The 12,500-nt window shown below is 67.6% G+C and carries 8 protein-coding genes; 5 read left to right on the forward strand and 3 right to left on the reverse strand.

The window, feature by feature from the left end; translation table 11 throughout:
- Nucleotides 1-408, reverse strand: a complete 408-nt coding sequence (locus GTH22_RS13135) for a cytidine deaminase (RefSeq protein ID WP_252945761.1) — start codon at nt 406-408, stop codon at nt 1-3.
- Nucleotides 409-781: 373 nt separating this feature from the next.
- Here GTH22_RS13135 and GTH22_RS13140 point away from each other — a divergent pair, with 373 nt between their 5' ends.
- Nucleotides 782-3,061 carry an NADP-dependent malic enzyme gene (locus GTH22_RS13140; protein ID WP_252945762.1) on the forward strand — a complete coding sequence of 760 codons (2,280 nt, stop codon included), beginning with the start codon at nt 782-784 and terminating at the stop codon, nt 3,059-3,061.
- Between the two features lie 371 nt (nt 3,062-3,432).
- Here GTH22_RS13140 and GTH22_RS13145 read toward each other — a convergent pair whose 3' ends face one another.
- On the reverse strand, nt 3,433-4,389 hold the full coding sequence (locus GTH22_RS13145) for a Hint domain-containing protein (protein ID WP_252945763.1): 957 nt from the start codon (nt 4,387-4,389) through the stop codon (nt 3,433-3,435).
- A gap of 648 nt (nt 4,390-5,037) precedes the next feature.
- Between GTH22_RS13145 and prpE the strand changes: the two genes are divergently transcribed.
- From prpE to GTH22_RS13160, 3 genes are all read left to right on the forward strand, one after another.
- Complete coding sequence (gene prpE / locus GTH22_RS13150; protein ID WP_252945764.1) at nt 5,038-6,936, forward strand: propionate-CoA ligase PrpE; 1,899 nt, start codon at nt 5,038-5,040, stop codon at nt 6,934-6,936.
- 139 nt (nt 6,937-7,075) lie between these two features.
- Nucleotides 7,076-8,671 carry an ATP-binding protein gene (locus tag GTH22_RS13155; protein ID WP_252945765.1) on the forward strand — a complete coding sequence of 532 codons (1,596 nt, stop codon included), beginning with the start codon at nt 7,076-7,078 and terminating at the stop codon, nt 8,669-8,671.
- Nucleotides 8,668-10,083, forward strand: coding sequence for a sigma-54 dependent transcriptional regulator (locus GTH22_RS13160; RefSeq protein WP_252945766.1), 1,416 nt, complete (start codon nt 8,668-8,670; stop codon nt 10,081-10,083). Before GTH22_RS13155 ends, GTH22_RS13160 begins: the two co-directional genes overlap by 4 nt.
- Before the next feature lie 172 nt (nt 10,084-10,255).
- Here GTH22_RS13160 and GTH22_RS13165 read toward each other — a convergent pair whose 3' ends face one another.
- A complete protein-coding gene (locus tag GTH22_RS13165; protein WP_256471584.1) occupies nt 10,256-11,014 on the reverse strand; it encodes an NAD kinase in 759 nt (252 codons plus the stop codon).
- Nucleotides 11,015-11,179: 165 nt separating this feature from the next.
- Here GTH22_RS13165 and glyA point away from each other — a divergent pair, with 165 nt between their 5' ends.
- On the forward strand, nt 11,180-12,469 hold the full coding sequence (gene glyA / locus GTH22_RS13170; protein ID WP_252945767.1) for a serine hydroxymethyltransferase: 1,290 nt from the start codon (nt 11,180-11,182) through the stop codon (nt 12,467-12,469).
- The last annotated feature ends 31 nt before the right edge of the window (nt 12,470-12,500 follow it).

Below are 12,500 nucleotides of genomic sequence, written 5' to 3' on the forward strand. Positions count from 1 at the left end.
TCACATTCCGTCTTCAGAAGGGCTGACCATATGGCCCGTGCCGAACGCACCGGGCAGCAGCGCCCCCACCGTGGTTTCCATCACCTCGCCCTGAAGCGTGGCCAGCGTCACCTTCACATCCTTGCCCGCAAACTCCGCCAGCTTCTGGCGGCAGCCGCCGCAGGGCGGCACCGGCGAGGGGCTGTCGGCGATCACCGCCACTTCGGCAATCTCGGTCTCGCCGCCCATCACCATCGCCGCAATCGCGCCCGCCTCGGCGCAGGTGCCCTCGGGGTAGGCCACGTTTTCCACGTTCACCCCCTGGTAGATCGCACCGGAGGCGGCGCGGATCGCGGCCCCCACCTTGAACTGCGAGTACGGGGCATAGGCCTTCACCCGGGCGTCCCGCGCCGCCTTCACCAAAAGCATCATTGTCTCCATGCTGTCCGCGGCTTCATTCGGGTCTGCCCCGGCCGCCTGTCATGCGCCAAAATGCGCCGGTCACATCCTAAAATCCGGGGCCCGGTGGAGCGATCCTCGCTCAGGCATCGGGGGCCCCGCCATCAATCGCCGTAGCAGATCGAGGGCGACCGAAAACCGAAACGTCGCGTCCCGGCCCCGGCATCAATACCACCTCCGATGCTAACCTCAAAATTCTGTGCCCGAAACACCAAATTGCAATATGCAAACGTCTGATGACACAGGACGGGCGATGCGCCTTGCAGGCTTGAACGAAATCGCGTTCTGTGTCATTCCGCCGCCAAAAGGGTGGTTTAACGTTAAACCATTTTTGGGAGGCTCCATGACCGACACGCCCGATAGCCCGGCCGAAAGCGCCGCGCTGCTCTATCACGCCAACCCCAAGCCGGGAAAACTCGAGATCCGGGCGACCAAGCCGCTGGCCAATGGCCGCGACCTCTCGCTGGCCTATTCGCCCGGCGTGGCCGAGGCCTGCACCGCCATCGCCGAAAACAACGCGCTGGCCACCCGCTACACCGCGCGGGGCAACCTCGTCGCCGTCGTGTCCAACGGCACCGCCGTTCTGGGGCTGGGCAACATCGGCGCGCTGGCCTCCAAGCCGGTGATGGAGGGCAAGGCCGTCCTCTTCAAGAAATTCGCCAACATCGACTGCTTCGACATCGAGCTGAACGAGACCGACCCCGAGAAGCTGGCCGAGATCGTCTGCGCGCTCGAGCCCACCTTCGGCGCCATCAACCTCGAAGACATCAAGGCCCCCGACTGCTTCATCGTCGAAAAGATCTGCCGCGAGCGGATGAACATCCCCGTCTTCCACGATGACCAGCACGGCACCGCCATCGTCGTCGGCGCGGCGGCCACCAACGCGCTCCACCTCGCCGGCAAGGACTGGGCCGACATCAAGGTGGTGAGCACCGGCGGCGGCGCGGCGGGCATCGCCTGCCTGAACATGCTCCTCAAGCTCGGCGTCAAGCGCGAGAACGTCTGGCTCTGCGACATCGCCGGGCTGGTCTACGAGGGCCGCGAGGCCGACATGACCCCGCAAAAGGCCGCCTTCGCCCAAGGCACCGAACCGGCCACCCTGGCCGATGTGATCGAGGGCGCCGACCTCTTCCTCGGCCTCTCCGGCCCCGGCGTGCTGAAGCCCGAACACGTGGCGAAAATGGCCGCCAAGCCGATCATCTTCGCCCTGGCCAACCCGACGCCCGAGATCCTGCCCGAGGCCGCCCGCGAGGTTGCCCCCGATGCGATCATCGCCACCGGGCGCTCCGACTACCCGAACCAGGTCAACAACGTCCTCTGCTTCCCCTTTATCTTCCGCGGCGCGCTCGATTGCGGCGCGAGCGAGATCAACGACGCCATGCAGCTCGGCTGCATCGAGGGCATCGCCGCGCTGGCCCGGGCCACCACCTCCGCCGAGGCCGCCGCCGCCTACAAGGGCGAGCAGCTCACCTTCGGCACCGATTACCTGATCCCCAAGCCCTTCGATCCGCGCCTGATGGGCGTGGTCGCCTCCGCCGTGGCCAAGGCCGCCTGCGAAAGCGGCGTCGCCGCCCGCCCGATCGAGGACTTCACCGCCTACAAGGCCCAGCTCGACCGCTCGGTCTTCAAGTCCGCCCTGCTGATGCGGCCCGTGTTCGAGGCCGCCGCCCAGGCCGAGCGCAAGATCGTCTTTGCCGAGGGCGAAGACGAGCGCGTGCTGCGCGCCGCCGATGCGATGCTCGAGCAAACCACCGATCTTCCCATCCTCATCGGGCGTCCCGAGGTGGTCGAAAGCCGCTGCGAGCGCGCCGGCCTCAAGATCCGTCCGGGCCGCGACTTCGAGATCGTGAACCCCGAGAACGACCCGCGCTACCGCGACTACTGGGAAACCTATCACACGCTCATGGCCCGGCGCGGTGTCACCCCCGATCTCGCCCGTGCCGTGATGCGCACCAACACCACCGCCATCGGCGCGGTCATGGTGCATCGCGGCGATGCCGACAGCATGGTCTGCGGCACCTTCGGCCAGTTCCTGTGGCACCTCAACTACGTCCGCCAGATCCTCGCCGACAAGGTGCATCACCCGATCGCCGCGCTCTCGCTGATGATCCTCGAAGACGGGCCGCTGTTCATTGCCGACACCCAGGTTCACCAGTTCCCCGAGGCCCGCGAGATCTGCGAAACCGTGATCGGCGCCGCCCGCCACGTGCGTCGCTTCGGCCTCGAGCCCAAGATCGCGCTCTGCTCGCACTCGCAGTTCGGCAACCTCGACAGCGCCGGCGGCCGGCGGATGCGCGAGGCGCTCGAAATGCTCGACGACCGGGATCTGGATTTTGCCTATGAGGGCGAGATGCACGTCGATTCCGCGCTCGATCCGGCCCTGCGCGAGCGCCTGCTTCCCGAGTCCCGGTTCTCGGGGGCGGCCAACGTGCTCATCTTCTCCTCCGCCGACGCCGCCTCGGGCGTGCGCAACATCCTCAAGATGAAGGCTGGCGGGCTCGAAGTCGGGCCGATCCTCATGGGCATGGGCAACAAGGCCCATATCGTGACCCCCTCGATCACCGCCCGCGGCCTGCTCAACATGTCGGCGCTCGCCGGCACGCCGGTGCACCACTACAGCTAGGCCTGACGCGGCGCGGAACGTCCGCACCACAAGGCACCGCGCCGCCCCGCTCCGGGCCGGCGCGGGCCTTTCACATGATTACTTCTTGGTTGCCGGTTTGCTGCCGGGCTTCGCGGGCTTCTGTTTCTTGTCGCCCATGTCGGGTGTCCTCGATGAAAAAGCGACCGGCACCACGCCGGTCCCCTTCATCAAATGCGAATCGCAGGCCGTCGCGCAATCTCCATGCAGGCTGTCACATGAAATGTGATCGCGCGGGCGTCCGGGGGGAGCGGGTGGCAGACAAAAAGCCACCCGCGCTGCAGGGGCAGCGCGGGTGGTCCGGCCCAAACCTGGGGGGCAAAGGCCGGCTTTCCAGGGCGTCTGCTGGAGCCCTAGAAAAACGAGGCCAGAACCGCCGCCTCCCGGCGGCTTGCAACCGGCGCATTCAAGGTCATGGTCAACTCCGGAAAGAGCTGCGCCGCCTCCTGCGATCCGGCATCCAGCCGAAACTCGGGCGTTTCCGGGTTGAGGTAGAGGCTCTCGGCCAGCAGCCCGTTGGCCACCAGCGAGACATGTTCGGCACAGACAAGGTGATGATAGCGGACGCTGCGCGCCTCCCGGTCCACCCGCACCCCCTTGTCGTTCACCAGCCCCTTGGCCGCCGCAAGGCACCGCTCGGTGCCCAGCACCATCTCCGCCGGGCTCCCGCGCAGCTCCACCCGGTGCTGCGGCGACAGGTAGGTGTCGCGAAACGGCAGGCCGTCGCCCAGGCTGTTGCGTGCGATGCGGATGGGCCGCCACTTGTCGAAGGCCGGATGGGAGGGGATTTCGACCTTGCGGGACGAGGCCCAAAGCACCTCGTGGGCCCGCCCGTCCGCATCGCACACCCAGTCGCCCGTGCCGACCTCTCCCACCGGGCAATAGCCGTTCGGGGTGAGGATCATGGTCTCGGGGCCAAAGCAGATCGGGGTGAACACCTCGTAGGGCGTGGCGTCGATATCCACGATCAGCGCCACCGCGCCCAGCAGGTTCGGCTCGCCGTCGGGGTAGTGGAAATAGGTGTTCCCCCCCGCCTCGAACACGACCACATCGCTCTGCGGCCCGAGCGGCACGATGATGATCCCCGCATCCACCCCCGGCTGCACCGTGCCGCTGCCGATATAGTTGATCGGATCGCCGTTGAACGTGGCGGTGCCATCGTCGATGTCGCCCAGAAAGCCGTCGTCATCCTCCAGCGTGCCGGTCTGGCTGGCGCCAAATCCGTTGAGCAGAATGGTCTGCCCGCCAAAGAGATCGGTGCCCACAAGGGATCCGATGTATTCCGTCACAGTGATATCCGCCGTCGCCATGATTTGGCCCCCACCTGTCTGGATGCCCCCACCCAGAACCCGCACAAGTTGAAACAAGGGTAGGAGATGAAATCAGGGGATGCCGAGTCCACAACCTAAGGCTGAGTGGATTCTTGCCGATAACACGTTAAGGAGGAGGTCGCCGGCGCGCGCACCCGCGATCTGACAGGCAGATTCCGCGCCACGACTGTTCATCGTTTCGGGCCAATCCGCGCGCGCGAGGCCCACCGTCGCCATCGGGATGCGGAGCGAATCTGCCCCAAATCAAAAGTTGCGTGAGATGTGTAAAATCATGTGTGCCAAATGCAACCATGGCGGGAACTTGCCACCCACCACCGAGATCAGGCAATTTTTCGCGCGCGGCACCCGGAAGCGGCCCGGCGCGGCGCAGGAGAGCGCGGGTCTCGCGCCATGACGGCCGAGAATCGGCCTGTCCCCACCACGGGTGACAGCCGGATTGGCCGAAATTTTGCAAACCGCGGGGCAAAACCATGTCCACCAGCGAAGTTTCCGGGGTTTTGCAAATATTTGCAGGGCATTTCCGCCAAATCTGCAAACCTCATGAGCCATTCTGCCGCGCCCCACGCCAGAACGCTTGCCAGAACGGCCCGCCGCTCCCTAAGACAAGGCCGGAGGAGGAGGCATATCATGGCATACAAGGACGTATACGACGCCTGGAAGGCAAACCCGGAGGCATACTGGATGGAGGCCGCCGAGGCCGTCGCCTGGACCACGCCTCCCAGCAAGGCGCTCTTCGACAGGGGCAACCACCTCTACGAGTGGTTCGCCGATGGCATGATCAACACCTGCTACAACGCCGTCGACCGCCACGTCGAAGCCGGGCGCGGCGCGCAGGTTGCCCTGATCCACGACAGCCCGATCACCGGCACCAAGAGCACCATCACCTTTGCCGAGCTTCAAACCCGCGTCGCCGCCCTCGCCGGGGCCCTGCGCGCCAAGGGCATCGAAAAGGGCGACCGCGTCATCATCTACATGCCCATGGTTCCCGAGGCGATCGAGGCCATGCTCGCCTGCGCCCGCATCGGCGCGATCCACTCGGTGGTCTTCGGCGGGTTTGCCGCCCATGAGCTGGCCGTGCGGATCGACGATGCCACCCCCAAGGCCATCATCGCCGCCTCCTGCGGGCTCGAGCCGGGGCGGGTGGTGCACTACAAACCCCTGCTCGACGGCGCCATCGAGGCCGCCAGCCACAAGCCCGAGTTCTGCGTCATCCTCCAGCGCCCGCAGGAGGTGGTGCCGCTGGAGCCGGGCCGCGACCACGACTGGCACGCCTTCCAGCAGGGCACCGACCCGGCCGAATGCCTGCCCGTCGAGGGCAACCACCCCGCCTACATCCTCTATACCTCCGGCACCACCGGCCAGCCCAAGGGCGTGGTGCGCCACACCGGCGGCCATATCGTGGCGCTGAACTGGACCATGAAGAACATCTACAACGTCGATCCCGGCGATGTGTTCTGGGCCGCCTCCGATGTCGGCTGGGTCGTCGGCCACAGCTACATCTGCTACGGCCCCCTGATCCACGGCAACACCACCGTCGTCTTCGAGGGCAAGCCCGTCGGCACCCCAGATGCCGGCACCTTCTGGCGGGTGATCTCCGAGCACAAGGTGAAGAGCTTCTTCACCGCCCCCACCGCCTTTCGCGCCGTGAAGCGCGAAGACCCGAGGGGCGAGCTGGTCGGCAACTACGACCTCTCCTGCCTCAACGCGATCTACCTCGCCGGCGAGCGGGCCGACCCCGACACCATCATGTGGACCCAGAAGATGACCGGAAAGCCGGTCTACGATCACTGGTGGCAGACCGAGACGGGCTGGACCATCGCGGGCAACCCGGTCGGGATCGAGGCGCTGCCGGTCAAGATGGGCTCGCCCACCGTGGCCATGCCCGGCTACGACGTGCAGATCCTCGACGAGGGCGGCGCACCCGTCGCGCCCGGCGAACTCGGCGCCATCGCCATCAAGCTGCCCCTGCCGCCCGGCACCCTGCCCGGCCTCTGGAACGCCGAGGAGCGCTACCGCAAGAGCTACCTCAACCACTTCCCCGGCTACTACGAAACCGGCGATGCCGGCATGATCGACGACGAGGGCTACCTCTACATCATGGCTCGCACCGACGATGTCATCAACGTCGCCGGGCACCGCCTGTCGACCGGCGCGATGGAAGAGGTGCTGGCCTCCCACCCCGAGGTGGCCGAATGCGCGGTGATCGGCGTGGCCGACGCGCTGAAGGGGCAGATGCCGCTCGGCTTCCTCTGCCTCAACGCGGGCACCAACACCCCGCATGAAGATATCGTGAACGACTGCGTCAAGCTGGTGCGCAACCAGATCGGCCCGGTCGCCGCCTTCAAGCTCGCCTGCGTGGTCGACCGCCTGCCCAAGACCCGCTCCGGCAAGATCCTGCGGGCCACCATGGTCTCCATCGCCGACGGCAAACCCTACAAGATGCCCGCCACGATCGACGATCCCGCCATCCTCGATGAAATCCGCCAGGCCCTTTCTGCATTGGGCTTCCCCGAAAATGCCGCATGATTGCCTTTGCAGGGTCCGGAATACCTGCCCTTAAAGACGTGTAGCCCGACAGTTAGGGTTTGTTTAGTGTCGCCGTTCATGCAACCCTTGCGGGAAATCAGGATCGACGGCTTTGCGCCACTCACGGCGGAGTTTCTTCATGGCTGAAGACTGGTTGCCCGGCCCGCCCCCGTCTCCGAACGGGGCCGATGCCGACAACGGAATTGAACTCTTCTCGCACGACATCCGGTCGGCCGTGGCCGACGTGGTTGGCGGGCTGCGGCTCGTGGATTTCTCCCAGCTCGACGCGGCCACCGCAGCGCAGCTTCAGCGTGTCTCCACCGCCGGTGAAAGCCTCGCCCGCCTGCTCGACAGCGCCCTCGACCAGCTCGGCGGCGCCCGCAGCGAGTCCGAGCCGGTGCCGCTCATGGCGATCCTGCGCAACCTCGAGCGGCGCTGGTCCGGCCACGCCCGCGAGCGCTCCATGTCGCTGCGCCTCGATATCGCCGCCGACCTGCCCACCGTGCTGCACCTCGATTCCGCCGCGCTCGACCGGGTGCTGGCCAATCTCCTGTCCAATGCCTTCAAATACGCCGACTGGGGCGAGGTGCTGCTGCGGGTCGACATGCGCTCGGGCGAAGAGCTGCGCTTCCGGGTCTGCGATCAGGGCCCCGGCTTCACCGATGCGGCGCTCGAACGCCTGTTCGAGCGCGGCGGCCGCCCCGGCGGACAGACCAAGCCCGGCAGCGGGCTGGGGCTGCACATCGCCAAGGAGGTCGCCACCCGCCTCGGCGGCCAGCTTCAGGTCTCCAATGCGCGCGAGGGCGGCGCCGAGGTCTCGCTGCTGCTGCCCCGCCCGGCCTGGGCCTGGGCGCCCGCCTCCGGGGCCGATCTCGCCAGCCCCGACGCGCCGCCGGTGCTGCCCGACCTCTCCGGCCTCACCGCCCTCGTGGCCGAGGACAACCCGACCAACCAGCTCCTCTTCACCCAGATGCTCGACCACCTCGGCGCCTCCTGGAAGCTCGCGCCCGACGGGGCCGAGGCGCTGCGCCTGCTCTCGGGCGGCGGCTTCGACTTCGCGCTGGTCGACATCGACATGCCCGAGCTGCCCGGCACCGAGGTCATCGCCCGCACCCGCGCGCTCGCCGGCGAAACCCGCCTCATCCCGATCCTCGCCGTCACCGCCTACGTGCTGCAAGAGCACCGCGAGCGGATCTACGACGCCGGGGCCGATGGCATTCTCGCCAAGCCGGTCGGCTCGCTGGCCGGGTTCGGGCAGACCATCGCCACCCTGATGCTGCGCACCCGTGGCGCCGCGCCCGAACAGATCGAGCCCCAACCCGCCCACCGCCCGGCCCATTCCGAGGGCGAGCACCCCAATTTCTGCCCCGAACGGCTCGAGCGGCTGATCTCGATCTCCGGCAAGGACGGCGGCCGCGAGTTCCTCTCCCGCCTGCACGCCGACCTCTGCCGCTGTCGCGCCACGCTTGCCACGGCCGCCGCGGCAGGCAATGCTGACGAGGTGCGTGCCCAGACCCATGTGATCATATCGCTCTCCGGCGCCGTCGGGGCCTTGCCGCTGCAAGACCTCGCCAACCTCGCCAACGCCGCCGCCCACCGCTCCGAGCCCAGCGAGAGCCAGGCCCGCACCCTCGCCGAGATCGACACCCGCCTCGCCGGGCTGATCGCCGCCATCGCCGGCGAGATCTGCGCCCGCTTCCCCGATGCCACCGCGCCGCCGGAGGCCGCCGGATGACTGCGGTTCTGCTGATCGAAGACGTGCCCTCGATGCAGCTTGTGTACCAGAGCGTGCTCCAGACGGCGGGCCACCATGTCGAAGTCGCCTCCACCGCAGCCGAGGGGCTGCGCCAGTTCCGCACCCACCGCCCCGGCGTCGTGCTGGTCGACCTCATGCTGCCCGACCGCGACGGGCTGGAGCTGATCGAGGAGTTCATCGCCGCCGATCCCTTCACCCATGTCATCGTCATCACCGCCAACGGCTCGATCAACCGCGCCGTCGAGGCGATGCGGGCCGGGGCCTGGGAATTCTTGGTGAAGCCCTTCGACGAGGGCCGCCTGCTCGATGCCGTCTCCGGCGCCGTCTCCGACCACGCCCGCGCCTCCGGCCAGCCCGCAGGCCCCGGCGGCCCCATGCCCGACCCCACGCCGCCCATGCCCTCCACCGAGCACACCGGCCTCATCGGCTCCTCCTCGGCGATGCGCGAGGTGATGCACAAGATCGGCTCGGTCTCGCGCTCCATGGCCACCGTCTTCATCTCCGGCGAAAGCGGCACCGGCAAGGAGCTCTGCGCCCGCGCCGTCCACGACATGTCCTCGCGCGCCAACGGCCCCTTCATCGCCCTGAACTGCGGCGCCATCCCCGCCGACCTGCTCGAAAGCGAGGTCTTCGGCCACCTCAAGGGCAGCTTCACCGGCGCGCTCAACGACAAGCCCGGCGCGGCCGCCGCCGCCGACGGCGGCACTTTCTTCCTCGACGAGATCTGCGAAATGGACCTCGGGCTGCAAACCAAGCTCCTCCGCTTCCTGCAAACCTCCACCATCCAGCCCGTCGGCTCCACCAAGCCCCGCAAGGTGAGCGTGCGCATCCTCTGCGCCACCAACCGCGACCCGCTGGCCGAGGTGCGCGCCGGCCGCTTCCGCGAAGACCTCTACTACCGCCTCCACGTGGTCCCGCTGCACCTGCCCCCCCTGCGCGAGCGCGGCCGCGACGTGGTCGAAATCGCCCGCCAGGCCCTCGCAGAGTTCGCCGCCGAAGAGGGCAAGGGCTTCACCTCCCTCTCCCCCGAGGTCGAAGACCTGTTCTGCGCCCTCTCCTGGCCCGGCAACGTGCGCCAGCTCCTCAACGTGCTGCGCAACGTGGCGGTGCTCCACGATGGCACCGAGGTCACACTGCAAATGCTGCCGATGGAGCTGCACCACGAGGTCGAGGCCAATGCCGAGGCCGCCCAGATGCGCAGCGCCCCGGCCCCCGCCCTGCCCGGCAACGGGCTGGAGCCGCTGATGGGCAAGAGCATGGCCGAGATCGAACGCCTGGTGATCGAAGAAACCATCGCCCGCCACGACGGCTCGGTGCCCAAGGCCGCCCGCATCCTCGGCCTCTCACCCTCTACCATCTACCGCAAACGCGAAGGCTGGGAGCGGGACTGACCTGCGAGCCTCCCCAAAAGGCAAACACAGGCGGGCCCCCACACCCCCCGTTCATTTTCTTGCGAAAAATACTCTCCCCAAACCCGCCAGACAGCCCGCCACCGGCCAAGGCGCGCCTGCGCATGGCCCGGCGGGGTGGGTGGGTGGGCGCCGGGCCATGCGCAGGGGTGCCTCAGGCGAACTGCTCGCGAATGAGCCGCTCCTCCAGCCCGTGGCCGGGGTCGAACAATATCCGATGGGTGATGCTCTCGTCCGAGCGCACGATCACCGTCACCACGTTCTCCACCGCCCGGCTGTCGGCCTCGGCCCGCACCGGGCGCTTCTTCGGCTGAAGCACGTCAAAGCGCACCTCCGCGGCCATCGGCAGCAGGGCGCCCCGCCAGCGGCGCGGGCGAAAGGCGGCAATCGGGGTCAGCGCCAGCACCTCGGCCCCGATCGGCAGGATCGGCCCGTGGGCGGAATAGTTGTAGGCCGTGCTCCCCGCCGGCGTGCACAGCAGTGCCCCGTCGCAAACCAGCTCCTCCATCCGCTCCCGCCCATCCACCTGAATGCGCAGCTTGGCCGCCTGCGGCCCCTGTCGCAGCAGGCTCACCTCGTTGATCGCCAGCGCCTCCTCGGTGCCGCCATCGGCGGTAAAGGCCCGCATCCTCAGCGGATGCAACACCTCCTCCTCCGCCGCATCCAGCCGCTCCTTCAGGCTCGGCTCGCTGTATTCGTTCATCAAGAACCCGATGGTCCCGCAGTTCATCCCGTAAACCGGCGTATCCAGATGCTCGGTGTCGCGCAGGGTCTGCAACATGTGCCCATCGCCGCCCAGCGCCACGATCACCTCGGCCTCTTCCACCGCCGCATCGCCGTATTCCCCGGCCAGGTGGCGGCGCGCCTCCTCGGCAATCTGGGTCTCCGCAGCCATGAAGGCGATCTTGTCCAAGGGGTATCCTCCGGGTTTCCCCAAAGACTTCGCCCGCGCCGATCCGAAACACAAGACCGCCGATATGCCGCCATTCCGGCCAAAAGCGGCGCTTTGCCGCTTTTGCCCCGCCCTGCCATGGGGTAAACCCCGCCCAACCGTTCCCCAGCCAAAGAGGCCCGCCCCATGAACGCGCCCCACCGTGACAGCGGATTCTTCACCGAAGAGCTTTCCTCCCGCGACCCCGAGATCGCCAAGGCCATCACCCAGGAACTGGGCCGCCAGCGCGACGAGATCGAGCTGATCGCGTCGGAGAACATCGTCTCCAAGGCCGTGCTCGAAGCCCAGGGCTCCGTGCTCACCAACAAATATGCCGAAGGCTACCCGGGCAAGCGCTACTACGGCGGCTGCCAGTTCGTCGACATCGCCGAACAGCTCGCCATCGACCGCGCCAAGGAGCTCTTCGGCTGCGAGTTCGCCAACGTCCAGCCCAACTCCGGCTCCCAGATGAACCAGGCCGTCTTCCTCGCCCTGCTCCAGCCGGGCGACACCTTCATGGGTCTCGACCTGAACAGCGGCGGCCACCTCACCCACGGCTCGCCGGTCAACATGTCGGGCAAGTGGTTCAACGTGGTCTCCTACGGCGTGCGCCAGCAAGACCAGCTTCTCGATATGGAAGACATCCGCGCCAAGGCGCTGGAGAACAAGCCCAAGCTCATCGTCGCCGGCGGCACCGCCTATTCCCGCGTCTGGGATTGGGCCGCCTTCCGCGAAATCGCCGATGAAGTCGGCGCCTACCTGATGGTCGACATGGCCCATATCGCGGGCCTCGTCGCGGGCGGCGTGCATCCCTCGCCCCTGCCCCACGCCCATGTCTGCACCACCACCACCCACAAGTCGCTCCGCGGCCCTCGGGGCGGCATGGTGCTGACGAATGACGCCGACATCGCCAAAAAGATCAACTCCGCGGTCTTCCCCGGCCTCCAGGGCGGCCCGCTGATGCACGTGATCGCCGCCAAGGCTGTGGCCTTCGGCGAGGCCCTGCGCCCCGAGTTCAAGAGCTACGCCGCACAGGTCGTGAAGAACGCGCAAGCCATGGCCGACCAGCTCCAGAAGGGCGGGATCGACATCGTCTCCGGCGGCACCGACAACCACCTCTGCCTCGCCGACCTGCGCCCCAAGGGCGTCACCGGCAAGGCCGCCGAGGCCGCCCTTGGCCGCGCCCACATCACCACCAACAAGAACGGCGTGCCGTTTGACCCCGAAAAGCCCTTCGTGACCTCCGGCATCCGCCTCGGCGCACCCGCAGGCACCACGCGCGGCTTCGGAGAGCCCGAGTTCCGCCAGATCGCCGACTGGATCGTGCAGGTGGTCGATGGCCTGGCGGCGAACGGCGAAGAGGGCAACACCGAGGTCGAGAAAAAGGTGAAGGCCGAGGTCTCCGACCTCTGCGCCCGCTTCCCGCTCTACGAGTGATCCACCCACACCGTCATTCTCGGGCCTGACC

Origin of the sequence: Oceanicola sp. 502str15 (genome assembly GCF_024105635.1) — a bacterium.
In the GTDB taxonomy this organism is placed as follows: Bacteria; Pseudomonadota; Alphaproteobacteria; order Rhodobacterales; family Rhodobacteraceae; genus Vannielia.

Excerpts from the sequence above, each read along its gene's own strand:
- GTH22_RS13135 (WP_252945761.1), bottom strand. The coding sequence starts at position 408 with ATGCTTTTGGTGAAGGCGGCGCGGGACGCCCGGGTGAAGGCCTATGCC.
- GTH22_RS13140 (WP_252945762.1), top strand. The coding sequence starts at position 782 with ATGACCGACACGCCCGATAGCCCGGCCGAAAGCGCCGCGCTGCTCTAT.
- GTH22_RS13145 (WP_252945763.1), bottom strand. The coding sequence starts at position 4,389 with ATGGCGACGGCGGATATCACTGTGACGGAATACATCGGATCCCTTGTG.
- prpE (WP_252945764.1), top strand. The coding sequence starts at position 5,038 with ATGGCATACAAGGACGTATACGACGCCTGGAAGGCAAACCCGGAGGCA.
- GTH22_RS13155 (WP_252945765.1), top strand. The coding sequence starts at position 7,076 with ATGGCTGAAGACTGGTTGCCCGGCCCGCCCCCGTCTCCGAACGGGGCC.
- GTH22_RS13160 (WP_252945766.1), top strand. The coding sequence starts at position 8,668 with ATGACTGCGGTTCTGCTGATCGAAGACGTGCCCTCGATGCAGCTTGTG.
- glyA (WP_252945767.1), top strand. The coding sequence starts at position 11,180 with ATGAACGCGCCCCACCGTGACAGCGGATTCTTCACCGAAGAGCTTTCC.